The sequence below is a fragment of the Corynebacterium phoceense genome (assembly GCF_900092335.1).
GTDB classification, from domain to species: Bacteria; Actinomycetota; Actinomycetes; order Mycobacteriales; family Mycobacteriaceae; genus Corynebacterium; species Corynebacterium phoceense.
Genome location: NZ_LT596207.1, coordinates 354,484 through 380,903 on the forward strand (window position 1 = coordinate 354,484; position 26,420 = coordinate 380,903).

The following is a 26,420-nucleotide window of genomic DNA, read 5'->3' on the forward strand; positions in this document are numbered from 1 at the left end:
CCTTACTTCTTATTCACGATGGAACGGGCAATGGCGTTGACCAGGAAGGTCAGGAGGAAGAGCATGAGGCCGGCGGCGATGTAGGCGCCAGCGCGCATCTCGTTACCAAACTCGGCGGCGGCCAGGGCGATGGCCGTCGCGAACGTCGTACCGCCGTCGAAGAGCGTGAAGCGGAAGTCGATAAGCGGCGAGACGACCATGTACAGCGCCATCGTCTCACCGAGCGCGCGGCCGAGGCCGAGCATGGAGCCCGCGATGTAGCCGGAGGTACCAAACGGCAGGACGGTCATGCGGATGACTTCCCAGCGGGTCGCGCCGAGTGCGAGCGCGGACTCGATCTGGCCCGGAGGGGTCTGCACGAAGACCTCGCGGGCGGTCGCCGCGATAATCGGGAGAATCATGACGGCGAGCACGATGCCACCCGTGAATATATTGCGGCCGGTCTCAAAAGACGGCGAATTGTCGTAGACCTTGAACAGGAAGAAGCCGCCGGCCCAGGACTCGAGCCAGGTGTAGAACCCGGAGAGCTTGGGTCCGAGGACCTGCCAGCCCCACAGACCGTAGACGATGGACGGCACGGCCGCGAGCATATCGACGAGAAAACCGAGCGGTTTTACGGCGCGGGCCGGAGCATAGTTCGACAGGAAGATGGCAATACCCAGCGCGATGGGCATGGCGATAAGAAGCGCGAGGACCGAGATGAGAACGGTCGACGCGAACATCGTGGGGATACCGAACTGCATAGCATCCGTATCGCTCGTATTCCAACGCTCACCGTAGGTGAAGAATCCAACGACTCCTCCCTCGTTGACGTTGAGGGCCGGGACGGCGCGCCACAGGAGGAACAGCGCGATGGCTGCAATCATCACCGTGATGAGCGTCGCGGACGCGGTGGACAGGAATTCAAAGACACGGTCGCCAGGGCGACGGACGCCCTTGCCCGAGTCTACAGTAACCACGTCATTCGTCGGCTTCGCAACGGTCGCCTGAGCGACAGTCGTTGGTTCCGCCTCGGGCGTGGGCGCCGTGGTGAGGTTGTTGTCTGCCATGAGACTACGAAATCCTTTAGTTAGCGGGTGCGAGGGGTGTTACGCCCGCGCAGCGGGCTATAACGGCAAAGTTTTGGGAAACATGCCATAACCCCCAAACGTTTGTGCAACGGTTTGGGGGCAGCATGCGCGGCGCCGAACACGGCGCGACGCGGCGAAGGTCACCCGAAGCGAGCGACCCTCACGGGCGAAACTCTTAAGCGAGAGCCTCGACAGCAGCCTTCAGGCGGTCCAGGTGAGCACCAGAGACCGGGATGAAGCCAGCGTCCTCGAGCTCGGTGGACTGGTTGTCCAGGACAGTCTCGAAGAAGGCCTTGACCAGGGCGGCCTCGGACTCGTCGTAACCAGCGGAGCAGACGATGTTGTAGGTGGTGAGGATGAGCGGGTAAGCACCCTCAGCGTCAGAGGAGAAGAGCGCGTCCGCGTCGACGACCATGTCGTGCTCGGAGTTGGTCTCCTTGAAGGCCAGGTTGTCCAGAGCCTTGGCGACGGAGTCGTTGGACAGCTCGACCGGGCCATGACCGAAGTCGATAGCAGCGGTGGAGACGTTCTCCTTCTGCTTAGCGAAGCCAGCCTCGACGTAGGTGATAGCACCGTCGATGGAAGCAACCTGGTCAGCAACGCCGGAAGAGCCGTTAGCACCCTCACCGACGGCATCCGGGAACTGCTTGCCCTTGGAGTCCCACTCGCCGGTAGCAGCCTTGAGGAACTTCTGGAAGTTGTCCGAGGTACCAGACTCGTCAGAACGGAAGACGACGGTGATGTCCTTGTCCGGAAGCTCGACACCCTCGTTGGCGTCAGCAATAGCCGGGTCGTTCCACTTCTTGATCTCGCCCTTGAAGATCTTGGCGATGGACTCGGTGGTGAGGTTGACCGTCTGGTCGACACCCTCGAGGTGGTAAGCGATAGCAACCGGGCCGATGGTGGACGGCAGGTGCCATGCGTCGTTGCCGCCGCAACGCTCGTTAGCCGAGGTGACCTCGCCATCCTCCTCATCGAGCGGGGAGTCAGAACCAGCGAAGGTGGCGGTGCCGTTGATGAAGGCCTCAACGCCGGCGCCGGAACCGGAAGCGGTGTAGGACAGGTCAGCGTCCGGGTACTTCTCGATGAAGGCCTTCTGGAACACGGACATGGCGTTCTGCTGGGAGGAAGCGCCCTCGCCGACCAGGGTGCCGGAGACGGAAGAGTCGCCCTGAGCAGAGTCGGAGGAACCGGAGTCAGAAGACTCGGAGCAAGCCACCAGAGCGGTGGAGGAAGCGGCGATCAGGCCGAAGATAGCTGCGGTGCGCTTGAAGTTGCGAATCACGGGAAACCTTCCAGTTATGTAGAGCAGATTCGAAAGAGGTCATTGGGGAGCCTGGATGACCACCCTTTTTCATTCTTTGGCGGGGGCCACGAGCTCACAGCGACATAACCTAACGAGCCTGGGTTAACCGAAAAGGTCACTTTCAGTGAACACAAGGTAAACAGTTATCACCGTTGATTAATGAAAATCATTGCTGCTGATACACGGCGTGCTCCTCGGCCACCCCGAAACCCAAATTTTCGTAGGCCCGCACTGCCGGTTCATTATCGGACTCGACATACAAAATCACACGTCGCGCGCCCTTTTCCACCATTCGGTGTAGCCCTGCATGGAGGAGCGGTGCCCCCAACCCACGTCCGCGATAGGCATTCGCCAACCCCACGACATAGACCTCACCAAAGGCCTCGCCGCCGTCCTCAACGTCTTCCGTGTGCCACTTGGTCCAGTGGAATCCAGCCAGGCTGGGGGTATTATCACTGCCCCCATTCGTAACGCCAGTCACATTTGTAGACGTGTCCCAGAATAGAATTACGTCCTTCTCATCGAACCATTCAGCCTCCATGCCGCGGCGCAAGCGCGCGACATCCCAGCCGCCTTGTTCGGGGTGCCACGAGAAGGCTTCATTATTTGCCGCCACCCATGCCGCGTCCACCGCGTCCGCGCCCCAGCGCGCCACCGACTCCTCATAGTTGAGGACCTCAAATCCTTCGGCAGAAGGAACCGTTGCGGCCGCGCGCAACGCTTCGCCCTCGACAGCCATGACGAGCAAGCGCCGCACGACGCTGAGCCCCTGGGCCTGCGCGAAGGCCTGTGCCGCCGGGAGATTACCGTGTGCCCACACCTGGAGGGAGGAGCCAGCGTCGAGCGAGCGGGCGGCATCGGCAAGCAAGGCCGAGCCAATGCCGCGCCGCCGGAAGTTCGGAGCTACAACGAGCTCTGCGGACTCCCCATCAAGCGCAATGAGCGCGCCGACCTGGCCATTCTCGCTATGCACGAAGTGCTGGTGGCCCAGGCGTTCATCGCTCAGCCCCAACAGATACTGCTCAGAGAAAGGTGCCACGCCATCGTTCGTGCGGGCGGCGTCGAGGACGGCATGGATCTGATCAAGGGTGTCCTGGTTCAAGCTCATGCCCCCACCTTAGTGACGCGCGGGTGCGTGCGGTAGAAATAGAACCATGAAGGCACTGAAAGCCGCGGGTGTCGCGGTGGGCTGCGTGGGAGCGCTCTGGCTAGCGGACTCCGCCGTAGCCATGCACGCGGAACACGCCGTGTCCGAACGCGTGGAAGAGCTCACGCGACTCGAGACCCCGCCGGACGTCTATATCGGAGGGCTTCCCTACGTCGCCGCGGCGGTCACGGGCACCGTGCCGCTGCTCGAGGTGCGTTCCTCCGACGTCGAAGTGCCACAGCTAGGCATGGTCAACGCGCAAACCACCCTGCGCGACGTGCACATCACCCCGCAACAGGTATGGACCGGGGACTATGACGGCGCGGTGGCCTCCACACTCTCGCGCAGCCTGAGCCTCGACGGCGTGGCGCTCGGCCGCCTGCTGGGCATGACGGATCTCAATATCAACAACCCGAATAATATCTCGCCCTCCGGCGGCAATTCCGCAGAAGCCGAGCTCACGGGCACCATCCCCGGCGACGAGTTGCCCACGACGGTTCAGGTAGAGCTGCGTCTCGAAGGCCCCATGTTCTATATGCGGCCCATCGACGCGCCAGAAGGCCACGTCCACGACGCGTTCTATCTGGAACTCGACACGCGTCGCCTGCCGCTGCCGGCCCAGGCGACGAAGGTCTCGCTGCGTGGCGGCACCATCAACGTGGAGGTCCAGCGCCGCAACGTCGAGCTCCACCTCGATCTCCTCTCTCCGCTGGAAATCGACGGGGACTACGACAAGGACGGCAAACAGATCACGAGCTAAGGCGAATAGACCTCAAGCGCGTCGGGGATAGAACGCAGCCGCACGTGCTCGAGTTTGCCTTCGGACTCGCCGTCCGCTTGGAAGCGGTGCAGGCCAGGCACGCCCAGCTCCACCCATTCCGCGTCATCGAATTGGATCACGCGGCCACGCGCAAGCCGGTACGCCCCAAAGAGGTGCAGCAAGCCCGCGAAGCCGCCGATGCCCCCAATATCCGTCAGCCCGAAGACCCCCAGGCCCTTATCGAAGGAGTTACGGGGGTTCGTCACGACGGGCAGCGGCCCGAGGAACGTCCACGGGTTGGTATTCGACGCAAAAANCACGCGCCCAACCGCGCAGCGTCGCGCGCAGGTAGCGCAGCGGCGTCGCCGCAAGTCCTTTCGCACGCGCCTTGTCCACGGCGTGGAGAACGTCTGCGTCGAGTCCAAAACCAGCGTTGACGGCAAACCATCGCGCCTCGTCTGGCTCGGCCTCACCGTCTGCTCCGAGAGACTCCCACGTGCCCAGGCGGATGGTGCGGCGCAGGTCGTAGAGCATGCACTCGGCGAGGGTTTGGGCGGCATCGGCAGGCTCTGCGGGAAAGCCCAAAGCCCGGGCGAAGACATTGGCCGAGCCCGCCGGGATGACGGCGAGCACCGGGACCTCCTCGGCTGGGCGCGGGTTCTTGGGCGATCCCAGAAGCCCGCCCACGATTTCATTGACGGTGCCGTCTCCGCCGACAGCGATCACCACGTCGCACTCGGCGCGCGTGAGGGTGGACACCATCTCCGCCGCGTGTCCCGGATAGTGACTCTGCCGCACCAGAAGATGCAGGTCAGGGACCTCGCGCAGGCGGGCGTAGACCTGCCGAAGCATAAGTTCGCTCTGACTGGTCGAATTCGGGTTGGTGATGAGCAAGGCTCGCATGGGTTTCTAGCCTAGCGCTAAACGGTAGGCTGATGGGCATGTCTGAACGAAACGCATCCCACCCCGAAAACGATCCCAACAAGCTGGACGGCAACGAGGCCGTCAATCGCGCCGCGGAGGATTGGAAAGACGCCGCCTCCCGCAATATTCCGGCCGTCGGCCTCGACGAGGTCCCGGTTCCCGATGACACGGCGAACCTGCGCCAGGGCCCGTCCCTCCACGACGCGCTGCTGGGACTTCTCCCCTTGGTCGGCGTGTGGCAGGGCGAGGGCCAGGCTCACGATTCGAACGGCGATCAGTACACGTTCGGCCAGCAGCTCGTTATCGCCCACGACGGCGAGCACTACCTGACCTACACCTCTCGCACGTGGAAGATCGACTCCGAGGGCAAGCCGGTAGGCCCCGATGTACGCGAGTCCGGCTTCTGGCGCATCTCCCCCAAGGACGAGATCGAAATGACCTACACCTCGAATAACGGCATCGTGGAAATCTTCTACGGCGAGCCCTTTAACGAGCGCGCCTGGTCCCTCCAGTCCGCGTCCACCATGGTCACGGAGACCGGCCCGAAGAACCTCGGCCCCGGCAAGCGCATGTACGGCCTCATGCCGAATAACAACCTGGGCTGGGTCGACGAGCGCATGGTCGACGGCGAGATGCGCCCCTACATGTCGGCGGAGCTCAAGCGCATCGCGGGCTAAAGCATTAGAGCGCGGACCGCATCAGCTCCCGAATCTCCTCCACATTGGCGGGTTTCGGGAGCTTTTGTCCGTTCAGGTGCGTCACGCGCACCGGCCCGCGCGTCGAGGAGACGAGCCACACCGAGTCCGCCCCCAGCAGGTAGTCAACGTTCATTTCTTTGCGTTTACAGCGCCAGCCGTCTGCCTCCGCGCGGGCGAAGATGGCAGCTTGCGTCGTGCCCGGCAAAATTCCCGGCGCCGCGGGCGTGCGCAGCTTGCGTCCCTTGGTCGTCACGACCGACGAGCGGGAGCCCTCCAGCACGAGTCCTGCGCCGTTGAGGTAAATGACGTCCTGCGCGCCCTGCTTTTTGGCGTAGCGCAGCGCCGCCATCGTCGCGGCGTAGTTCACCGTCTTCGCCGGGAACTCCGTGGGCAGCTGCCACGTACGCTCCATGGTGATGGCCTTAACACCCTTCTCACGCTCACGCAGCGTCTCCGCGTCAATGCCCTCGACCGCGACCCAACCAGTGGGAATGCTCGTCGACGCGCGCCCGCGCGTGAGCGTCCACGTGCACTTGCCCTCGGCCTCGCCCCACTCCTCGAGTGCGGCCTTCGTGGCCTCCTGCCACTTCTCGGGCGTGGGCAGCGGCAGGTCGAGCGCCTCGGCCGAGCGCCGGAACCGCTCGAGGTGGCGTTCCATGTTGTGAGCCTGTCCGCCCTCAACGCGCATGGCCTCAAAGATGCCGTCACCACGCGTGACGCCCAGATCGTCGGCAAAGAGCAGCGGAAGGTTCGCGTTATGGCGGCGAATAGACCCGCCGAAAGGCTCGATGACGTAGATGACAGGCGCAATACTCATGACTTCAATTATGCCCTACGATGGGGATCCATGACCTACGTTTCGCCGTTGCTTGACCGTCCCCGCGCTGCCGCTTTCCAAGGGGACAGCCTCCTCGATAAAGAGGGCGTGGCCTGGCATTATGGCGATCCCCTCGTGGAGCAACGCTACGTCGAAAACGGCACCGCCGTCATCGACCGCTCGCAGCGCCGCGTGCTCGCCGTCACTGGCCCCGAGGCCGCGGTATTCCTTAATAATTTGCTCTCCCAAAAGCTTGACGATGCCCCCTCGGGCTTCGCCGCGTCCGCCCTCGACTTCGACATCCAGGGGCATATCCTCCACGCCGCAGACGTGGCCGTCGTCTCCCCTACCGAGATCTACCTCGACGTGCCCGACGCACAGTTCGAGTCGCTGCGCGATTACCTCACGAAGATGATCTTCTGGTCCCAGGTCGAGGTGGCCGAGGCGGACCTTGCGATCCTCACGCTGCTCGGCAAGCCGGTAGACGGCTTCGACGCGGCCGCCGCGGGCGTCGTCTTTGATCGCACCGTGGACTGGCTCGGCGCCCCGCGCCGCGATCTCGCCGTCCTGCGGGCCGAACTGGTCGACGCGGTCGAGGCCCTCGAAGCCGCCGGCGCCCACCTGGCTGGACTCATGGCGTTTACCGCCGAGCGCGTCCGCGCCCGCGAGCCGGAACTGGCCGCTGACCTCGACGATAAGGCGATCGCCCACGAGGTTCCCCAGTGGATCGGCCGCGGCGAACACCCCGGCGCCGTCCACCTCAACAAGGGCTGCTACCGCGGCCAGGAGACCGTCGCCCGCGTGGAGAACCTCGGTCGCTCGCCGCGCTTGCTCGTCCTTTTGTACCTCGATGGCTCCGCGCCGGACCGCCCCGAGCCGGGCGCCGATATCCTGTCCGGCCCCGGTGGGCGCCGCGTGGGCCGCCTGGGCACCGTCGTCGACGACTGTGACTTCGGCCCCATCGCCCTCGGCTTGGTCAAGCGTTCTGCACTCACGGGCACCGATCTCGTCACCGGCCCGCTGCGCGGCGAGGCGAACGTCGCCGCGAGCGTCGAGCCAGAGTCCATCCCCACGGATGAGGGCCCCAAGGCTGGCCGCGCCGCGGTGGAGAAATTGCGCGGCCGCTAGCCTTCTTTGCCCTGTAACAGGGGGCGGTGCGGAATTTTTTCGGCACACAGGCTATTGTGTCTAACAGGACCATACTGTTATTGAAATTCGATGGGGCATCCGAACTTCCCTGGAATGCCTACACACACCTCAAGGGGGTCATGCACATGGGACGCGGACGCGCGAAGGCGAAGCAGACCAAGGTTGCACGCCAGCTGAAGTACAACTCACCTGAGATGGATTTGGACTCGCTCCAGCGCGAGCTCGCCGCTCAGAAGCCGCGCAACGACTGGGATGACGAAGACGAGGTGGACTACGAAGACAAATACGCCGACTACATCGACGAGTATGACGATGAAGACGACGTTGAGGATGACACCGACTCTTCGGACAAGCGCTAAGTCCTAAGACTCTTATTCCGCCGCCGGCCCGCCCGGCGGCGGATTTTTGCGTGTCCCCATCCTGACCGTGTCCGTCACGACGCTGTCTGCGCTTCGTCCGTCCGGCGCGCGGCGCNGTGTGTCGGGGCGTGCCAGGTAGACGTACTCGAAGACGCAGCCGTGGCGGGTGGGCTCGGCGAAGGTCTCGGAGCGGATGCCGGCCTCGTCGATGGAGATGAGCTCGCCAGGCTCGACCTCGCGGAGGAACTGGGCGCCCACGATGTCGAGCGCACAGGTCTCAGAAGCGACGACCCAGCCCTTCTCTAGGCGGCCTATGACGAGCGGGCGCACGCCGTGCGGGTCGCGCGCGGCGTACAGCGTGTGGCCATCGGTAAAGGTGAGAGAGAAAGCACCCTTGACGCGCGGCAGCAGCGCACGAGCGGAGTCGAAGACAGAGGTGTTTTCATCTACGCCTTCGGCAAGCAGCATGGACAAGCACATGGAGTCCGAGACCGATTCCTGCGTGGGCTTAATCAAGCCCTTCTCCACGACCTCTGCACGCAGCTCGAGGTAGTTAACGAGGTTGCCGTTGTGGCACAGCGCAATGTCCACGCCGGACGAGGACGTCTCAAACATCGGCTGGACGTTCGACCATTCCTTGCCGCCCGCCGTGGAGTAGCGCGTGTGTCCCACGGCGACGTTGCCCTTGAGCGAGCCCAGGATGGATTCATCAAAAATATTGGCGACGAGGCCCATGTCTTTGAATACGACGATTCGCTCGCCGTCGCCGACGCCAATGCCGGCGGCTTCCTGGCCACGATGTTGGAGGGCGAAGAGGCCGAAGTACGTGAGAGTGGAGACGTCCTCCCCCGGTGCCCAAACGCCGAAGACGCCGCACTCCTCGCGCGGTTCAGTCTCCCCCTGATCGTCAAGATCGGTCAGTGGGGCGGGGTGGGTAGTGACAGCAGCATGCGCAGGGTTAATCACGCGCCCCATCCTAGCCGCTACAGGCACAGAAAACTAAAAGATTACGGGGAGCCATTTCGCGATTTCCCCCGCGCGCGAACCCGAGGCGTCGATGCGACGCGCCTCCACCGCCGTGGACCACTCCGTCACACCCAGCGCCAATTCCAGCCAGGTGCGCGCGTCCGTCTCGACCACATTCGGGGGCGTGCCACGCGTATGACGAGGCCCCTCAATGCACTGGACAGCCACGAACGGGGGAACACGCAGCTCCACACTGTGTCCCGGCGCGTCGTGTGCGACGGCACGGGCGGTGCGCCGGACGGCATCGGCAAGCTGCGAGCGGGAGGGATCCGGCAACGCCGGGTCGCGCACCCAGGCTTCCACGGCGGCGACGGCGGCGCGGGTGGCGGCGGGGTCATGCACCTTCTTCATACCCCCGGATTGTAGACCCGTCGCGACGACTTATACCCTTTGCCTGCGAATGTGATCCACGAACCTTAAGGTAGTGACATGGCTAACGCTGAAACCCCGTCCCCATCCCTCACACTGCGCTTTATGGCTGCGCCCACGGACCTGCTTATCGCGGGCGCCCAAGGCATCGGCGGCGGCCGCGTCCTCGAATGGATCGATAAGGCCGCCTACGCCTGCGCCGCGCAGTGGTCCGGCACGTACTGCGTGACCGCCTACGTCGGCCACATCCACTTCACGCGCCCCATCCCCTCCGGCCACATCGTGGAGGTCCGCTCGCGCATTGCAATGACGGGCCGCACCTCCATGCACATCGTCAACGAGGTGCTCTCCGCCGACCCGCGTGACGGCTTCTTCACCCGCGCATGCGATTGCCTCGTCATCTTCGTGGCCCAAGACCCGACGACGGGCAAGCCGACCCCAGTGCCCTCTTTCGTACCCCAGACGGATGACGAGCTGCGCGTCGAGGCCGCCGCGAAGTCCCGCATCGAGCTGCGCAAGGCCATCGAGGCAGAGATGGACACGCAGACCTACGACGGGCCCTCGGATGCCCCGCGCATGGTTAACCGCTTCCTCGCCAAGCCCACGGACGTCAACTGGGGCGGCAAGGTCCACGGCGGCACGGCCATGGAATGGATCGATGAGGCCGGCACCGCGTGCACCATGGAGTGGTCCGGCGAGCAGACCATCGCCACGTACGCGGGCGGCATTCGCTTCTACCGTCCCATTTCCATCGGTGATCTCATCGAGGTCGACGCCCGCATGATGGTCACGGATACCCGCACCATGCAGCTGTCGGTCCACGTACGCTCCGGCGCGCCTGCCGAAGGCCGCACGAACCTTAAGACCGCCATCCACGCGACGGTGTCCTACATGGCCATCGATAACGACTGGCAGCCCCTTGGCGCCCGCCAGTTCACCCCGCGCACCGAAGAGGACATTCGCCTGGCTGAGCACGCCCACATCCTGCGTGGCCTACGCGGCAAGTACTCCCCACAGCCGCTCATCGTGGCGCCGAAAGTTCAGCACATCGACTAGCTTTCCGATGCCCCCTTTCCCATAGGCTGGGCCAGAACAGCACGCGACCATCGAGCCCTATCTTTTTCTTCGACGGCACCACGCGTGAGGCTTTCACGTTCTACCACGAGGTCCTCGGCGGCGATGCCACGGACATTGAGACCGCGCGCGGTTGGTTCGAAGCTCTGGCCAAGGACGGCCGCGTCGTCCTGCCGATGGGCAAACAGCAGTGGGGCGATGTCTACGGCCAGGCCGAGGACAAGTTCGGCATTTTCAGGTCCGTCAACATCCCAAGCACATAGCGGCTGCCGCACATGAGGCAGCCAGCACGGTCAGCACGCTAGGCCGCTGACACGACGACCATCCACACAGCGACGAGGTGCACGATAGCCGCGGCCACCGTCGCGGTGTGGAAGTGTTCGTGGTAGCCGAACCATTGGGCGTTGCGCCCAGGCCATTTGAAGCCGTAAATGAGCGCGCCGAGTGAATAGATAATTCCTCCGGCGAACAGCAGGCACACGACTGCTGGGCCCGCCTCGCGCCACAACTGCGGAATGAGCGGCACAACGAGCCACCCCAGCCCCAGGTAGACCACGACGTCGAGCCACCGCGGGTGAGAAATCCACACGAGATTCAGCACCACCGCAGCGATGGCGCCTATCCACGCGATGACGAGCAACCACCACGCGTTGTCTACCGCAATGCACAGCAGAGGCGTGTATGTCGCAGCAATAAACACCGCGATGGTCGAGTGGTCTGCGCGCCGCCACCACGCCACGGTAGAAACCTTGCCCCAAGGCACGAGGTGATACGCGGCGGAAACTCCGAACAACCCGATGAGTCCCACTGCGTACACCGTCACACCCAGAGCCGCGCCCCACGGCACGCGCATCCACGCGAAGGTAACAAGGACCGTCGAGGCCACGAGTGCTGCGATAGCTGCGCCGAAGTGGAACCATCCACGCCCCGCTGGCCGCTGGCCGCGGTCAGCCATGACATACGTGCGGGTAATCAGGCCCTTGTCCATCGTGGTGCCTCCCATTCAGTTAACCTACGCCACCGTAACCATACCAGAACACCACTCCCCCACAGCCGGCCTTCACACCGTGCATGAGCGAGCGGCAGGCCCTCTCGCCCAGTCGAATTGCTCTCACACAGTAAGTTCTTTGCCCAGCGCACCCGCGAGATTATCATCGTTAACATGCACGTCATCGCCTCGTTTCTCTCGGCTCTCCTCGTCGCGCTTCCATCCCTGCCAGACCCTCTCACGACACCACTGACCTTCCCCCAGATGTCGAGCACCACGCTGCCCGCTGTCGAGGGCACCACGAACGTCCCCGTAGGCACTGTCACAACGTCCGGCACGAAGCTTGTCGCGACGCGCCATATTCACGACAATCTCTATGAGATCGACGTCTACTCGACATCGATGGACCGCGTCATCACCAACAACCTGCTTCTGCCGCCGGGCGGGCCCGACAACACCACGCCGCGCCCCACGTTCTACCTCATGCAGGGCTCCTACGGTGGCGAGCGCGGCGACACGTGGGCGACGGCCTCGGACTATGAATCCCTCTTCCGCGGTAAAACGTCAACGTCGTCTCACCCATCGGTGGCGACGGCACGCTCTTCTATGACTGGAAGAGCACGACCACGCCCGTGGGCACCGCGAAGTGGATGACGTACTACACGCAGGAACTGCCGTTCATCATGGAGACGCAGTTTCATGCCACTGGCAAACGCGCCATCGCGGGCCTCTCGGCCTCCGGCGCACCGGCCCTCACTATCGCAGAGGCTTATCCCGATAAGTACGTCGCGGTTGCGTCGCTGTCTGGCTACACGGCGGTCTCCTCCACGATGGGCCGCATCATGTCGCTCGGCGTCACGGCTGCAAAGATGGCGCCCGTGTGGGAAATGTTTGGATGGCCGGATGATCCGGAATGGCTCCACTACGATCCAATCCTCCACGTGGACAAGCTCAAGAATACGAAGGTCTACTTCTATTCCGGCTCCGCCTGGAAAAGACGGCTTCGACACCGACCAACGCGGCATGTTCTGGAACGGCGTTATGGAGTACCTCGTACGCCTCACCAACGAGCCTTTCGTCGCCCAGGCACGTGGCGCGGGTGTCGACGTCACCTATGACCGCGATGCCTATGGCATTCACGATTGGCCGTACTACAAAGACGCCCTTGGCAAATCCTGGACAAAGGTCATTGGCCCTGCGCTCGGGGCATACGTCACCCACTTTTCGTTCGGGTTTCACGTTCCACGCGCGTGCGGAGCGGTAGTCGCCCCCTTCCTCAACTAGTTTCTCGAATGAAGAAAAGTTATGATTAATGAATGCGACTTTCTCTCTCTCGTGTCGCCGCCACCGCCCTGACGGCCACCACTTTGGCAGCTTCCGTTTTCGTCACCGGGTTCGCAGCTCCGGCTCAGGCCGCCCCCCTTGCCCCGGGGTCGTCACTGCCGGGCACCGCTGCCCCGCAGCCGTGGCTTGGTAATACGCCGTTCATCGTCTCGAAGAAACACGTAAACGGCAACCACTGGAAGGTGCGCGTGTGGTCCCCAGCCAACCGCGCCGTCGTCGACAACAACGTCCTGCTGCCTCCGGGTGACCAGCCGCGACCGTCCTTCTACTTGCTGCCCGGCATCAAGGGCGGCCAGGCAGGCCTCAACTGGATGTCGCACAGCGACGTCAAGAGCTGGTTCGCCAATAAGAACGTCAACGTCGTCATGCCGCTGGGCGGTCCATACTCCCTCTACACGGACTGGGATTCCACGGATCCCATCCTTGGCGTCAACAAGTGGAACACTTACATGACGCAGGAGCTTCCTCCGCTCATCGACAAGGAATTCCATGGAACCGGCCGCGACGCCATCGGCGGCCTATCCTCCACGGGCGCCGCGGCGCTCGACATCGCAGGCCATAACCCGCGCCGCTTTGTTGCTGCGGCCTCGTATTCCGGCTGCCCCATTCGTTCCGGCGCCTACGGCGGCACAATCTCCACAGCCATGATCGCCTTGGGCGGCGGCTCCTCGTTTAACGCGTGGGGCATGCCCGGCAATGCCTCGTGGCGCGAGCACGATCCCAACGCCAACCTGGATCGTCTGCGCGGCGTCAAGGTCTTCGTCGCCTCCGCCTCCGGCCAACCTGGCGGCCCTGACGGCATCGGCAACTTAAGCTCCACCGCTGGCCAGGCATTCGGTCCCGCCGAGGTCGAAATCGTCGCTAACGGCTGCACCCAGCAGTTCGCCGATAACGCGCGCCGCGCCGGGCTCGACGTCAACCGCTATTACACGCCACAGGGCTCTCATTCCTTTGGTCTTTTCTCCCACCAGATGAAGGTGAGCTGGGCTCAAACCATCGCACGCGCTATCGGCGCCGCGAATCTCTAAAGACCCCATCTGAGGACAGCGTCGCGCAGACACAAGAGCGAAAACGCCCCTGGACGTGACCCAGGCCACTAGGGTGAAGCCATGACCGTTTCTCCCGCCTCCGCCCGCCTGCGTGCGCTGTGCATCGCCGCGGCCATCACTTCGCTCCTCGTCACATCGTGGAGCGACCCCGCCGTCGCTCCCGCACAATCCGCAGAGAACTCCTCTACCGAAGGCAGTGCCGACAGCGAATCTGCACGCACCGCCACCGAAGGCTCGGTGGCCATTTCCGATGGCTCTGCCCTCAGTTCCATTGGCTCTTCACGCCTAGGCGATCCCCTCGTCGCGCCCCGTGGCTCCGCCCAGTTACCTGACGCCCTCGGCTCAGGTGACGGCAGCTCAGATGGACAATGGCTGGGTAGTTCTGTCCCGGCATTCAAAGGACTCTCCAGCAACAGGGCCAGCAGCTCGTCGAGTGGAGACTCCTTTGCCACGGCTCAGCTATCCAGTGAGGAGGATCGAGGCGAACCTTCCCCTGTCGATTACGGCCCTGAGCCGCGCCTGCTCGACACCCGCCCCGTCGAAGGCAACCTCGTCGAGATCGATGTCTGGTCACCGGCGAATCAGAGCATCGTCACCAATCTTTTGTTGCGAGCCCCGCAGACCGACACCCCAGCATCGACGCTCGTGCTCATGTCCGGCGCTGACGGCGGTGCAGGCGGTGCAGGCGGTGCCAACTGGCACACGGAGACTGATTACGAAGAATTCTTTGCCGATAAGCAGGTCAACGTCGTCACCCCCATCGGCGGCGGCGCGTCGATGTACGTCAATTGGGAAAACACGAACTCGCCTGCTGGCCGCAATCAATGGGCAACGTACCTCGGCGAGGAACTCCCCCGCGTCGTCCAAGAAGAATTCAATGGCACCGGCCAGGATGCCATTGCTGGCCTGTCTATGTCCGGCGGCCCCGCGCTGCACATTGCGGCGGAAAACCCCGAGCGGTTCGCCGCGGCAGCATCGTTCTCCGGCTTTCCCGCGACTTCCGGCGTCCTGGGGCGCATTGTCAGCCAAGGCATCATCAAAGGCTCGGAGGGCAGCTCCGTCGACGCCTTCGGCTTGTCCAGCAGCGATGCGTGGCAGCTCAATGACCCTTCCTACGACCCAGCGGCGCTGCGTAATACCGACGTCTTCGTGGGCACCGCCTATGGCATCCCCACCGCAGAGGAATTTGGCGGCAATTGGACGTGGGGGCTTACCCTCGAGGCAGTCTCCCAAGTCACCTCGAACTACTTCACCCGTGCGGCCCAGGCGCGCGGCGTCCACGTCGAGCGCTTTCACACGACGTTTGGCGCACACTCGTACGCGCTGTTCGAGCGAGAGCTGCACGCCGCGTGGGAGTCGACTATCGCCCCGGCCCTCAGCTTAAAGTAACCGCGGCTGAACAGTGGTCGTCTACGACCACTGAACTCCATGGCATCAGGCCAACGGCACGGCTTGTCTCCGCGAGCCGTGCCGTTCTCATTCAGCTTGTCCGCATCCCGGCACCCCATCCCGCCCTCATGAAGTGACCACTAAGTAAATACTGCGAGAACATTGTTAAAGCGCTAAACAAACTGCCAGGTGAAGGCGAAATTTGTAGTTTCACCACGATGCTTTTACGCGTTTAATGCTATCTGTCCATTCGCTTCTCTCCTCATCGAACTCAAGGATTCTTATGCATTCTCGCCGCATTGGCACGCTGGCTATCGCTGCCCTCGTCTCCTCACTCGCCACTATTCCAGCCCACGCCGCGACGGACGGCTCCCAGGTCGTCATCTCCGAGGCCTACGGCGGTGGCGGAAACTCCGGCGCCACATACACGCACGACTTCATCGAGCTCTACAACCCCACCGACGCAGACATCGATCTCTCCGGCTACACCGTCGAGTACTTCTCTGGCAAGGGCAGCACCGGCGGCAAGGTCACCCTCAGCGGCACCATCCCTGCTGGCGGCTACTTCCTCATCCAGGGCGGCCAGGGCAACGGCGGCACCACCGCGCTGCCCACCCCGGATGCCGACGCCGGTCTCAACATGGCTGGTTCAAGCGGTACGGTCCAGCTTGCCGATGCCGCCGGCACCGCCGTCGACACCGTCGGTTACGGTTCGGCCACCCTCAACGAGGGCTCCCCCGCCGCTGGCGCCTCCAACTCGCAGTCGGTTTCCCGCGATGCCGCAGGCACAGACACCGACAACAACGCCGCGGACTTCACCGCGGGCGCCCCCACGCCGCAGAACTCCGGCGCCGTGCCGAGCGACCCGACAGATCCTGCCGATCCCACCGACCCCGAGACTCCGGCTGACCCCACAGATCCGACCGCCCCCGCTGACCCGGCGGCCATCACGCCCATCGCCGAGATCCAGGGCACGGGCGCCACATCCCCGCTCGTTGATCAGACTGTGACGACCGAGGGCGTCGTCACCGCAGTATGGAAGGAAGGCGGCCTCAACGGCTTCACCATCCAGACCGGCGGCACCGGCACCGAGGTTCCCGCTGCTGGCGACGCCTCCCACGGCATCTTCGTCTACATGGGCTCCCGCACGGACTACCCGGAGCTCGGCGCTTCTGTCCAGGTCTCCGGCAAGGTCTCTGAGTTCTTCAACGCCACGCAGATCACCGCTGCTAAGATTTCCTCGCTCGCCGAGGCTCTGCCTGCCGTCACGCCGCTCGTTATCGATGAGCTGCCAGCCGGCGATGCAGCCCGCGAGCCCTTCGAGGGCATGCTCGTCCAGCCCGGTACCCACACGGTGACGAATAACTACGCGCTCACCACCTACGGCGAGGTCGGCCTCAACGGCGGCACCGAGTACCTGCGCCAGCCGTCGGATATCTACGAGCCCTCCACAGAACCGAATTCCGATCTGCAGAAGCTCGCTGCGTCCAACAAAGAACGCCTCGTCATCCTCGACGACGCCCGCACGAAGAACTACATGCAGTCGGACAAGGAGACCCCACTGCCCTACATCTCGCAGGACGGCGGCTCGACCATCAAGTCGCTGCGCACCACGGACCACGTCGAGTTCCAGCACCCCGTCGTCGTTCACTACTCGCACAACGCCTGGCGCTTCGAGCCCACCACACCGGTTACCGGCAACACCTCTGGCGCTGACTTGCCCATCTCCTGGGAAGATTCCCGCGCAGCCATCGAGGGCGGCGTAGACGTCAAGGGTGACTACACTATCGGCGCATTCAACGTCCTTAACTACTTCGTCTCCCTCGGCGAGGAGTTCGGCGGCACCAGCCACAAGGACAAGGACGGCAACCCGGTCACCGTCAACCGCGGCACGACCCGTGGCGCGTGGACCGCCTCGGCCCTGGCTGACCAGCAGGCCAAGATCGTCGCCGCCATCAACGGCCTCGACGCTGACGTCCTCGCCCTGTCCGAGATCGAAAACGGCTACGCCGTCACCGGCGACATCAACAAGCGCGATAACGCTCTGAAGACACTGACCGAGGCCCTTAACGCCGCAGGCGGCAACTGGGAGTATGTGAAGTCCCCGTCGAATGCCCCGGTCAAGGGCGATGTCATTCGCACCGCGTTTATCTACGACCCGGATCGCGTCAAGCCCGTGGGCGAGTCCCGCATCTTCACCGATGACCGCTTCACCGGCACCGCCCGCGAGCCGCTCGCCCAGGAATTCGCGGCGACTGATCCGAATGTGAAGGAAACTTTCGTCGCGGTCGCCAACCACTTCAAGTCCAAGGGGTCCGTCGCCAAGGGCGACGCTGACTCCGGCGACGGCCAGGGCAACAACCCGAACGTCCGCAACGCTCAGGCGCAGGCTGTGCTCGATCACCTTGCCAAGCAGAAGGACTGGGAGGGCAAGGCCACCTTCGTCATGGGTGACCTCAACACCTACACCATGGAGCAGGCCCTCGGCGTCTTCCGCGCGAACGGCTACACCGTCCCGGCTGAGACCTACGGTGCCGATCCGTCCTACCAATTCGACGGTCTCCTCGGTAGCCTCGACCACGTGTTGGCCAACGAGGTTGCCTCCGGCAAGGTCTCTGACGCCCAGGTCTGGAACATCAACTCGGACGAGTCCGTCGCCTTCGAGTACTCCCGCCGCAACTACAACGTGGTGGACTTCTACGACAACTCCCCGTTCCGCGCTTCTGATCACGACCCGGTCAAAGTTGGGTTCTCGCTCTCTGCTACGGCTCCCTCGGAGGACGACGATCCGAAGGATGATGAGACCACCTCCGATGCCCGCGGTGTCAAGGAGATGAAGATCGTCGACGGCGAGCTCATCGTCTACTACACCGACGGCACGGAACAGAACCTCGGCACCGTCCGCGGCGAGCCGGGCAAGGACGGCGTCGATGGCAAGGATGGCCAGAACGGTACCGACGGCAAAGACGGCCGCTCCGTGACTAAGGTTCAGGTCCTCGACAACGGCGATTTGGAAGTCACCTACTCTGACGGCACCACCGAGATTGCCGGCAACACCCAGGGCCCGAAGGGTGAGCCTGGCCGCGACGGCGCGGACGGCAAAGACGGCGTCGACGGCCAGAAGGGCGAGACCGGCACTGATGGCCAGAACGGTCAGGATGGTGCCAATGGCGCCGACGGACAGAATGGCAAGGATGGCGCCGCCGGTAAGAACGGCAAGGACGGTCGCGGCATCGAGGCCAACGAGGACGGCTCGCTCACGGTGACCTTCACCGATGGTACGCAGCAGAACGTCAAGGTCTCGGGCCAGGTGACGAAGGAAGCCGGCGACGAGGAGACGGACAAGGACACCACGCCGGGCAAGGACGCGGACGGCGCGGATGCCTCGAGCCTGGGCACGGGCGGCATCGTCGGCATTGTGCTCGCGGTGCTGGCGCTCGTGGGTGCCTTCCCGTTCATGGCGGCTGTCTTCGGCCAGATTCCGGACAGCGCACTGCAGACGCTGCCTGCGCCGGTACGCATGGCCATTAAGAATCTGCAGATGTAGCACACAACGCAGAGAGGGCCCCGGTTGTGGGAACTGCTCCCCATAATCCGGACTGAGAAATCAGAAATCAGATTATGGGGAGTTTTCTATGCATCCACACGCTGTTGGTAGTCGGGGTGCTTGGGTCAGCCATGACTTCGCGTAGGGGACACCGCGACGATGCGCAGGCCGTAGTCGACGCCGTCGGAGAGGCCGTCACAGACTTTCTCCTGGGGATTCGGCTCGGTGCTACTCAAAGGACTGCTCCTTGACGAAGTGATGGGACGGGATCGAGACGCGATTGGTCACGTTCATGGCAATCGCCACCCACTCGACGGCGGCGAATTGGGCGTCGGTGAGAGGAGCGGCGGCGAAGAGTTGAGCAAAGTCGCGGGAGGGGGCATCGGAAGGCTGGGTGGCGGCTTCGGTCAGCATGAGTGCGACCTTTGTGTGGAGGTTAATGAGCTCGATGAGCTCGTCGCTCCGCCTGCCGCGCGGGCCTCCTCGCCGACGGCCCGGGTGAAAGCGATGGCGGACTTCCAGGTCTGCGGGGAGGACTTATCGAGGTAGAACTTCAATGGGTTCCGTGACATGTCCGCACATATACTCGCGCCTAGAGAAAGATGCTGTAGCTCTCCGGCCTCGCCCCGGCTGCGGCGGCTTTGTCGACGGCGCGCAGGAAGTCCGCGCGGACCTTGCGGTCCTCGAGGTTGCGTGCGGAGACCGAAAGGCGGACGGTGTTGCCGCGCTGGGCAGAGCGCTCCGCGGCCCGAATGATGTTGCGACGCCACCATTTCGCAGCGCCGAAGCCCTCGCCGAAGGAGAGATTGCGAGTCTGATGAAGCCTGCCGGAGGGCAGCTCGTGGAGGCCATGGGAGGAGCAGGCGAGCTGGAACTCAAACTCGGGCAGGACCTCGAGCGTGCCCGGCGACATGCGCCAGCGCGGGGCGGCAAAGATGGTGGGCTCGAAGCCGATCTTGGCCATCTGGCGGGTAGCACCCTTGAGGCGCAGGCGGGCCTCGTGTGCCTCCAGGTTCGCGAACTCGGCGCGGCGGCCTTGGACGGCCTGGTCGAAGCCGTTGAGGATGAGCGTGCGTCCGGCCTCGGCGTGGTCGCGCAACCAATGCTGCATGCGGTGGTCCTTGGCCAAGTGCCAATTGCCATCGATGTGTGGGGCGACAAGGAGAGAGACGGGAATGTCGTCGCGGTCGAGCTCCGCGATGAGATGTTCCGCGTACTTCCGGGTGTCGTCGAAAATACTAGAAATCGAAACCAGGAGAACGCCGTGCATGCCGCTTATTATCGCACGCACGGCGCCACGCCGCGCGGCGAGAGGCTAGGCGGTTAACCCCGTGATCTTGTTGATGGTCCACGCGTACTCGAACGCGGCCTGACGCCACTGGGCGTAGCGGCCGGAGACGCCGCCGTGACCGGCGACCATCTCGGTCTTGAGCAGGAACTCGCCGCCGGTGGCCGTGGCGCGCAGCTTGGCAATCCACTTGGCGGGCTCGACGTAGAGCACACGCGTGTCATTGAGCGAGGTGAGCGCCAAAATGTCCGGGTAATTCTGCGCGGTAACGTTCTCGTACGGGGCGTAGCTCGCCATGTAGTCGTAGACCGTCGGATCGTGGAACGGGTCGCCCCACTCCTCCCACTCGACGACGGTGAGCGGGAGCTCCGGCATGAGGATGGAGGTGAGCGGATCCACGAAGGGCACAGACGCCTGGATGGCGCGGAAACGCTCCGGCGCCATGTTGGCGACAGCGCCCATGAGCAGGCCGCCGGCGGAGCCGCCCTCGGCAGCGAGCACCTCCGGGGCCGTCACACCGCGGGCGATGAGGTCGTCCGCCACCGCAATGAAATCCGTGAAGGTGTTCTTCTTGTGCAGCAGCTTGCCGTTGTCGTACCAGGCACGACCCATCTCGCCGCCGCCGCGCACGTGGGCCACCGCGAAGATGACGCCGCGATCCATGAGCGAGAGGCGGAAGACCGAGAAGTACGGATCCATGGACACCTCGTACGAACCGTAGCCGTAGAGGAGCGTCGGGTTGGGCTTCGACATGTCCAGGTCCGCGCGGCGCACGATGGACACGGGAATCTGCGCGCCATCCGGGGCCGTGACCCACTCGCGGTGCGCGACGTACTGGCTCGCGTCGTAGCCACCCGGGACTTCTTGTTCCTTGAGCAGCTTGTACTCGCCGCTCGTCACGCGGTAATTAAACAGCTGCGAGGGCTGCGTATACGACGTGTAGCCCACGCGCAGGACGTCCGCCTCCCAATCCGGGGCGCCGCCCACGGAGACCTCATAGAGTTCCTCGTCGAACTCGAGCTCCTTAAACTCGCCCCAGCCCTCGCGCACGTCCATGATGGCGGCACGACCGATGCCGCCGCGGCGGTAGCCCACCACGATCTGGTCGCGGTAGACAGCCGGCCCTTCAATGCGCACGGTCTCCTCGTGCGGCATGAGGACGGTGAGCTGGTCGAACTCCGGCAGATCCGCGCCATAGGCCACCGGACAGTAACCCAGCTCGTAATTCGCGCCAGTCGCATTGTGCGTGACCAGCCAGTAGTCCTTGCCACCCACCACGGCGTGGTCGACGTCGTAGTCAACGTCCTGGCGGCGCTCCCACAGGCGGCGCAGCTCCCCTTCCGGATTGTCGAGCCCCACGACCCACGCCTCCGTGGTGGTCTTGGACTGCACCTGAACGAAGAGGAACTCGCGGGACTTCGTCGTCCCCACACCCACGCCAAAGCGCGCGTCTTCCTCGTGGAAGACAAGCACGTCCTCGCTTTGCGGGGTGCCCATCTTGTGGCGCCACACCTTATCCGAGCGCCACGCCTCATCCACGGTCGTATAGAAGATGTAATTCGGACCGGCCCATGTGAGGTAGTAGTAGACGCCGTCCAGGCGATCCGCGAGCAACTCGCCTGTCTTCAAATCCTTGAAAGAGACCTCAAAGCGCTCGTCGCCCACGGTATCCACGCCAAAAGCAAGCACATCTGTCTCCCGGTTGCGCGCCACCGCGCCCACCTGGAAGAACTCGTGCCCCTCGGCCAGGACGTTGGAGTCGAGCAGAACCTCCTCGCCCTCCGGCGCGCCCTCCTCGGGCAGCTCGATGGGGCTCCACGCCTCCGCGCCCTCGGCGGCCTTGAGGCGACACGACAGCCCGTAGCTCTTGCCTTCCTCGGTGCGGCCGTAGTACCAGTAACCATCGCGCAGGACGGGCACGGACATGTCCGTCTCCTTCACGCGCGACTTCACCTCGGCGAAGATGTTCTCGCTCAGCTGTTGAAGGTGCTCCGTGCGCGCCTCGGTGTACGCATTCTCCGCTTCGAGGTACGCAATCGTCTCCGGGGATTCCTTGTCGCGCATCCATTCATAGTCATCGACGAAGTCGCGGCCATGGAAGGAACGAGTCACGGGATGTTGCGCAGCACGAGGCGCTGCAAGGGAGGGGTCTACAGTCATGCCGTGCCATTTTACGCGCCTTCCGGCACACGCCACGGAATGGGAGGACTTCTTCGCCGCCNGCCCACACGGTGTGCCCCAGGAGCGTCGCGAACTGGGCAACCCAGCCATCAGGCAGGCCCTCGGCCAGGTGCGCCAAGCCCTTCTCACCGACGAAGCGCCTCCCCCGAGCACGAGCACGCCATCCTGGAGATCCTGCAGCGCGCAGCCCGCGAGATCACTGAGCTCGACTAACCCCCGCACACGACGACACAGCACCCGCGCCGATTTCTCGGCGCGGGTGCTGAGTTCTGTGTTTTAATGGTTGAGGTTAAGCGAACGGAGGATGGCCGGCGGCAGGCCCATCTGGTTGATGGCGAAGCCGATGGCCGCGAGGATGGCTGCAACGCCGATGAGCGGAATGGTGACATTCACGGCTTCGGTCTCCGCGAACTTCGAGGAGCCGAAGATATCAGCGACAACGACGTCGATCTGCGGGTTGATCTGGATAGCACCCGGTGCGATACCCAGCACGCCACCCTCAAGGGTGCCGGTCACGCCGCCCGGCTCGATGCTCACGCCCTTAAACGCACCGTCCTGAATGGTGCCGGTGATCGGAACGTTGACGCCGTCCTTTTCGATGACGCCCTTGAAAGCGCCCTCCTGGATGCCGATGATGCCGTTCGGGTCCACGTTGATCTCGGCCCCCTTGATGGCACCGTTCTCAATGGTGCCCGTGATCGGAATCTTGACGCCATCCTTCTCAATAGCACCGGTGAAAGCACCCTCCTGGACACCTACAAGACCACCAGGCTGAACCTTCACGCCCGTGATGCCGTCCTTCTCAATGGTGCCCGTGATCGGGATATTGACGCCGTCCTTCTGAATGGCACCCGTGAATGCACCTTCGGCGATGCCCACGACGCCGTTCGGATCGACCTTGAGGCCCGTGATAGCGCCGTTCTCGATCGTGCCGGTGACCGGAATCTTGATGCCGTCCTTTTGAATAGCACCGGTGAAGGCGCCATTCTCAATGCCGGTGCCGTTGACGGACACGAGGCCAGACGGCAGGGACGGCAGCGAGGACTGGGCCGTGGCAACCGGAGTGGCGGTAACGGCGAGGGACACGGACACGGCAGCGGCAACGAGTGCGCGGCGAGGAGAGAAATTCATGTGGTTGTAGAGCTTTCTGTGAGGGAGAAGATGGGATGGGTGAGACTACTTGTCCGCAAGCCCCAGGGTGCGGCGAAGGTTCTTCGCGTAATCAAGGTAGTACTGCGTGTTATCGACCACGGGGCCTTGCGCCTTGCCGTCCACGATCCAGCTGGAGCCGGAGGAGAACTGCGCGATTCCCGTGCGCTTGGGCTGCGGGGCGAGTGGATCAATGACCTTAGTCGTAGCCTGCGCGGTATCGATGACTTCGCCTGCAGCGGTATACGCCGTAAAGGTCACCGTGTAGCTGGCGCCGACTTCTTCGGGCAGGAGAATCTTGTCAAAGATTGCGAAGCCCTGAATCACCGACGCGGTGTACGTGTCAGCCGCGCCCTCAGGAAGGCCCGAGACCTTGGCAACGATGCGACCGGAATTAAGTTCCACGCGCGTGCCGTGCCGGTTAACGACCATGAGCGAGTAGCCGGGGTTCTGACCCGAGTGGATGGTGGCATCCGCATAGGCAACCTTGAGTGACTGCTCCGCCACCGGGACGGAGTCTGCCGGCACGGTGCCTTTAGCCTCGTCCACCGTGATACTCGTGGTGCCCTGGGTCTCCTGCGCGCCTGCCGGTACAACGGCGGCGCCCAGCGTCACCGCGAGCGCGCAGCCTACGGCAACGCTCGCGTGAGTAAGGTCGAGCATGAGAGTCCTTTCGAGAGCGAGCATTCAATGTGAGCACCGTAAAGCGCACACACGCTCCTCAATATATCCGAGTTCGCTGCCCATAGCGGTATTTCATGCCTGTCTCACTTTTCAGGCACCCCTGCTCACACACGCGTCCCGCCGAGAAAGCGTTGCTGCTCTCTCGACGGGGACGCGTATCGAGTGGTTTTGCGGGTTCTAGCCAATCCACTCGTCGAAGGACTTACCGGACAGGCGCTCGTAGGCCTCGATGTAGCGGCCACGAGTAGCCGCGACGACGTCGTCCGGCAGCGCCGGCGGCTCGGTGTCGGCCGCGACGTCCCAGCCGGAAGCGTCCGAGGTCAGCCAGTTGCGCACGTACTGCTTGTCGAAGGACGGCTGAACCTTGCCTTCCTCGTACGTGTCGGCCGGCCAGTAGCGGGAAGAGTCCGGGGTGAGGACCTCGTCCGCGAGAACCAGCGTGCCGTCCTCGTCGAGCCCGAACTCGAACTTCGTGTCCGCGAGGATAATGCCCTTGGCCTCCGCGATGGCGGCGGCCTCAGAGTAGATGCGCAGGGTTGCGGTGCGCAGCTCCTCGGCCCGCTCCTGGCCCAAGTCTGCGACGACGCGGTCGAAGCTCACGTTCTCATCGTGCTCACCAAACTCGGCCTTGGTGGCCGGGGTGAAGATGGGGGCCGGCAGGCGCGAAGCCTCCGTGAGACCCGAGGGCAGCTCGATACCGCACACAGTGCCTTCTGCGATGTACTCCTTGAGGCCGGAGCCAGTGAGGTAGCCGCGGGCGACGCACTCGAAGGGCAGCATGTCCAGCTTCTTCACCACGATGGCGCGGCCGAGCACCTCTTCCGGGATACGCTCGTCATCGACGGGGCCCGCCAGGTGGTTGGGGAAATCGATGGCGTCGAAGAAGAATTGCGAGGTCGCGGTGAGCACGCGGCCCTTATCCGGAATCGCGGGGGTGAGCGCATGATCGTAGGCCGAGATACGGTCCGAAACAACCATGAGCAGCGTTTTATCATCGACTTCGTAGATGTCGCGAACCTTGCCGGAGGACAGATGCTTGTAATCAGAAAGCTGAGGGCGCATGACAGAAAGCATATCGCAGCCTAGACTCTGTAGCATTGTTCTGACTTTTGTTGTCTCCTCCCTCTCACTTAGGAGTTCTTATCGTGCGTAGCCGCCTTACCGCTGCTCTCGTCTCCACCACCCTCGCGCTCAGCGCCGTCGCCGTCCCTCAGGCGACCGCCGCCCCTATCGTTAACACCCGAACGTCCCAGCATGGGACCCCGTTGTGCACTCTCGAGCACGCCCCGGAGGACACGCAGGCTGCCGATGCCGTCATTGAGGCTTACAAGAAGGTCCTCACCGCCGCCTCGGAAGAGGTCCAGGCTCAGTTCCCTGAGGACAAGGACACCTTCGCTGCGTTTACGACGCGCGACGTCAAGGCCGCAGCAGGTTACCCGGAGCTGCTGAAGAAGTTCCAGGCAAAGGGCTATAACGCGCAGGACGTTCTGGTCATTCTCGTTGCCGCCAATAACGTGGACGCCATCATCAGCGACGAGGCGGCGGACAAGCTGCTGGGCGATAACTTCCCCGAGGCCTCCATCAACCGCGCGATGGCCATGCGCGACTCCGTGCCCACGGGTGCGCGCGCGGAGCTGCTCTCCGCGTCGACGGCATTCAGCTCGCAGTTCCGCACTATCCTCGCCAAGCACGAATCCGAGGTCGGACTGCAGGCCACCATCGATTCCTTCGAATCCACCGCAGGCAACGACGCCGTCAAGGACGCCTGGGAAAAGTGCATCTCGGAGCTCAAAGCGAAGGGCGCAACGCCGGGTTACCAGCCGGTTCCGGAGATAGAGGTGCCCATCACCAACGGCACCGGTAACGACGGCAGCAGCGGCGGCTCCTCGCAGGGCACGGCCATCGGCATCCTCATCGCCATCGCCGTCCTCACGGTCGGCGCGGCCTACGTGGTCAACACCCCCGGCGGCTTCAAGCTGCCGAACTTCAACCTTCCGTTCCCGCTCGGCGCCTAAAGTAGGTGCCTCAAGCTCCCCACCGCAACGAACCCCGGTTCACGCCACCAACGCGCTGAACCGGGGTTCGTGTATGCAGGGTCTCTG

At 63.7% G+C, this 26,420-nt stretch carries 25 protein-coding genes and 1 pseudogene; 11 read left to right on the top strand and 15 right to left on the bottom strand.

Translation table 11 applies throughout. From position 1 onward, the window contains the following. Positions 1–2 precede the first annotated feature (2 nt). The 3 genes from pstC to mshD all read right to left on the bottom strand — a co-directional run bounded on the left by pstC (position 3) and on the right by mshD (position 3,484). Positions 3–1,049, bottom strand: a complete 1,047-nt coding sequence (gene pstC / locus BN9444_RS01660) for a phosphate ABC transporter permease subunit PstC (RefSeq protein WP_066490287.1) — start codon at positions 1,047–1,049, stop codon at positions 3–5. Positions 1,050–1,245: 196 nt separating this feature from the next. Further along, complete coding sequence (gene pstS / locus BN9444_RS01665; protein ID WP_066490280.1) at positions 1,246–2,355, bottom strand: phosphate ABC transporter substrate-binding protein PstS; 1,110 nt, start codon at positions 2,353–2,355, stop codon at positions 1,246–1,248. A gap of 187 nt (positions 2,356–2,542) precedes the next feature. After that, entirely contained in the window at positions 2,543–3,484 is a 942-nt protein-coding gene (gene mshD, locus BN9444_RS01670; RefSeq protein ID WP_066509513.1) for a mycothiol synthase, read from the bottom strand. 46 nt (positions 3,485–3,530) lie between these two features. Between mshD and BN9444_RS01675 the strand changes: the two genes are divergently transcribed. Next, the gene (locus tag BN9444_RS01675; RefSeq protein ID WP_066490278.1) at positions 3,531–4,283 is read left to right on the top strand and encodes an LmeA family phospholipid-binding protein; all 753 of its coding nucleotides are present in this window, start codon (positions 3,531–3,533) and stop codon (positions 4,281–4,283) included. Here the strand turns inward: BN9444_RS01675 and BN9444_RS15425 are convergent. Next, positions 4,280–4,549: a diacylglycerol kinase family protein gene (locus tag BN9444_RS15425; RefSeq protein WP_068801319.1), complete on the bottom strand. Its 270-nt coding sequence runs from the start codon at positions 4,547–4,549 to the stop codon at positions 4,280–4,282. The genes BN9444_RS01675 and BN9444_RS15425 overlap by 4 nt on opposite strands. Then, positions 4,533–5,186, bottom strand: a complete 654-nt coding sequence (locus BN9444_RS01685) for a diacylglycerol kinase family protein (RefSeq protein ID WP_068801320.1) — start codon at positions 5,184–5,186, stop codon at positions 4,533–4,535. The genes BN9444_RS15425 and BN9444_RS01685 overlap by 17 nt, the downstream gene beginning before the upstream one ends. 38 nt (positions 5,187–5,224) lie before the next feature. Between BN9444_RS01685 and BN9444_RS01690 the strand changes: the two genes are divergently transcribed. After that, complete coding sequence (locus tag BN9444_RS01690; protein ID WP_066490277.1) at positions 5,225–5,884, top strand: heme-binding beta-barrel domain-containing protein; 660 nt, start codon at positions 5,225–5,227, stop codon at positions 5,882–5,884. A 4-nt stretch (positions 5,885–5,888) separates the two neighbouring features. Here the strand turns inward: BN9444_RS01690 and BN9444_RS01695 are convergent, their stop codons facing one another. After that, a complete protein-coding gene (locus BN9444_RS01695) occupies positions 5,889–6,722 on the bottom strand; it encodes an aminodeoxychorismate lyase (protein WP_066509511.1) in 834 nt (277 codons plus the stop codon). Positions 6,723–6,752: 30 nt separating this feature from the next. Between BN9444_RS01695 and ygfZ the strand changes: the two genes are divergently transcribed. Further along, on the top strand, positions 6,753–7,850 hold the full coding sequence (ygfZ, locus tag BN9444_RS01700) for a CAF17-like 4Fe-4S cluster assembly/insertion protein YgfZ (protein ID WP_066490266.1): 1,098 nt from the start codon (positions 6,753–6,755) through the stop codon (positions 7,848–7,850). Between the two features lie 146 nt (positions 7,851–7,996). Further along, positions 7,997–8,230 (top strand): DUF3073 domain-containing protein, encoded by a 234-nt coding sequence (locus BN9444_RS01705; protein WP_181734566.1) that lies wholly within the window; start codon positions 7,997–7,999, stop codon positions 8,228–8,230. Between the two features lie 116 nt (positions 8,231–8,346). Here the strand turns inward: BN9444_RS01705 and BN9444_RS01710 are convergent. Both BN9444_RS01710 and BN9444_RS01715 read right to left on the bottom strand, forming a co-directional pair. Beyond that, positions 8,347–9,205, bottom strand: a pseudogene (locus tag BN9444_RS01710) (amidophosphoribosyltransferase); the annotation flags it as partial. A gap of 24 nt (positions 9,206–9,229) precedes the next feature. Continuing rightward, the gene (locus BN9444_RS01715) at positions 9,230–9,607 is read right to left on the bottom strand and encodes a sterol carrier family protein (RefSeq protein WP_066490248.1); all 378 of its coding nucleotides are present in this window, start codon (positions 9,605–9,607) and stop codon (positions 9,230–9,232) included. A gap of 78 nt (positions 9,608–9,685) precedes the next feature. Here BN9444_RS01715 and BN9444_RS01720 point away from each other — a divergent pair, with 78 nt between their 5' ends. After that, complete coding sequence (locus BN9444_RS01720) at positions 9,686–10,681, top strand: acyl-CoA thioesterase (protein WP_066490245.1); 996 nt, start codon at positions 9,686–9,688, stop codon at positions 10,679–10,681. A 319-nt stretch (positions 10,682–11,000) separates the two neighbouring features. Here BN9444_RS01720 and trhA read toward each other — a convergent pair whose 3' ends face one another. After that, positions 11,001–11,702, bottom strand: a complete 702-nt coding sequence (trhA, locus tag BN9444_RS01725; RefSeq protein ID WP_066490243.1) for a PAQR family membrane homeostasis protein TrhA — start codon at positions 11,700–11,702, stop codon at positions 11,001–11,003. A 159-nt stretch (positions 11,703–11,861) separates the two neighbouring features. Here trhA and BN9444_RS01730 point away from each other — a divergent pair, with 159 nt between their 5' ends. The 5 genes from BN9444_RS01730 to BN9444_RS01750 all read left to right on the top strand — a co-directional run bounded on the left by BN9444_RS01730 (position 11,862) and on the right by BN9444_RS01750 (position 19,016). Beyond that, positions 11,862–12,341, top strand: a complete 480-nt coding sequence (locus BN9444_RS01730; RefSeq protein ID WP_141681455.1) for a hypothetical protein — start codon at positions 11,862–11,864, stop codon at positions 12,339–12,341. Next, entirely contained in the window at positions 12,269–12,805 is a 537-nt protein-coding gene (locus BN9444_RS13375; RefSeq protein ID WP_084759217.1) for an alpha/beta hydrolase-fold protein, read from the top strand. Before BN9444_RS01730 ends, BN9444_RS13375 begins: the two co-directional genes overlap by 73 nt. 198 nt (positions 12,806–13,003) lie before the next feature. Further along, the gene (locus BN9444_RS01740) at positions 13,004–14,059 is read left to right on the top strand and encodes an alpha/beta hydrolase (protein ID WP_068801322.1); all 1,056 of its coding nucleotides are present in this window, start codon (positions 13,004–13,006) and stop codon (positions 14,057–14,059) included. 81 nt (positions 14,060–14,140) lie between these two features. Next, a complete protein-coding gene (locus BN9444_RS01745) occupies positions 14,141–15,469 on the top strand; it encodes an alpha/beta hydrolase (RefSeq protein WP_084759218.1) in 1,329 nt (442 codons plus the stop codon). A 283-nt stretch (positions 15,470–15,752) separates the two neighbouring features. Next, positions 15,753–19,016, top strand: a complete 3,264-nt coding sequence (locus tag BN9444_RS01750; RefSeq protein ID WP_068801323.1) for an ExeM/NucH family extracellular endonuclease — start codon at positions 15,753–15,755, stop codon at positions 19,014–19,016. A gap of 228 nt (positions 19,017–19,244) precedes the next feature. On the opposite strand, the gene BN9444_RS01755 is transcribed toward BN9444_RS01750, so the two are convergent. The 6 genes from BN9444_RS01755 to BN9444_RS01780 all read right to left on the bottom strand — a co-directional run bounded on the left by BN9444_RS01755 (position 19,245) and on the right by BN9444_RS01780 (position 25,380). Continuing rightward, positions 19,245–19,430, bottom strand: coding sequence for a hypothetical protein (locus BN9444_RS01755; protein WP_066509498.1), 186 nt, complete (start codon positions 19,428–19,430; stop codon positions 19,245–19,247). Positions 19,431–19,608: 178 nt separating this feature from the next. Beyond that, on the bottom strand, positions 19,609–20,286 hold the full coding sequence (locus BN9444_RS01760) for a DUF2334 domain-containing protein (RefSeq protein ID WP_066490213.1): 678 nt from the start codon (positions 20,284–20,286) through the stop codon (positions 19,609–19,611). 45 nt (positions 20,287–20,331) lie between these two features. Then, on the bottom strand, positions 20,332–22,464 hold the full coding sequence (locus BN9444_RS01765) for a S9 family peptidase (RefSeq protein ID WP_066509496.1): 2,133 nt from the start codon (positions 22,462–22,464) through the stop codon (positions 20,332–20,334). A 297-nt stretch (positions 22,465–22,761) separates the two neighbouring features. After that, positions 22,762–23,616 carry a hypothetical protein gene (locus BN9444_RS01770; RefSeq protein WP_068801324.1) on the bottom strand — a complete coding sequence of 285 codons (855 nt, stop codon included), beginning with the start codon at positions 23,614–23,616 and terminating at the stop codon, positions 22,762–22,764. A 45-nt stretch (positions 23,617–23,661) separates the two neighbouring features. Beyond that, positions 23,662–24,297 (bottom strand): hypothetical protein, encoded by a 636-nt coding sequence (locus BN9444_RS01775; protein ID WP_141681456.1) that lies wholly within the window; start codon positions 24,295–24,297, stop codon positions 23,662–23,664. A 198-nt stretch (positions 24,298–24,495) separates the two neighbouring features. After that, a complete protein-coding gene (locus tag BN9444_RS01780; protein WP_181734565.1) occupies positions 24,496–25,380 on the bottom strand; it encodes a phosphoribosylaminoimidazolesuccinocarboxamide synthase in 885 nt (294 codons plus the stop codon). An 83-nt stretch (positions 25,381–25,463) separates the two neighbouring features. Here BN9444_RS01780 and BN9444_RS01785 point away from each other — a divergent pair, with 83 nt between their 5' ends. Then, positions 25,464–26,333, top strand: a complete 870-nt coding sequence (locus BN9444_RS01785) for a hypothetical protein (protein WP_066490191.1) — start codon at positions 25,464–25,466, stop codon at positions 26,331–26,333. The last annotated feature ends 87 nt before the right edge of the window (positions 26,334–26,420 follow it).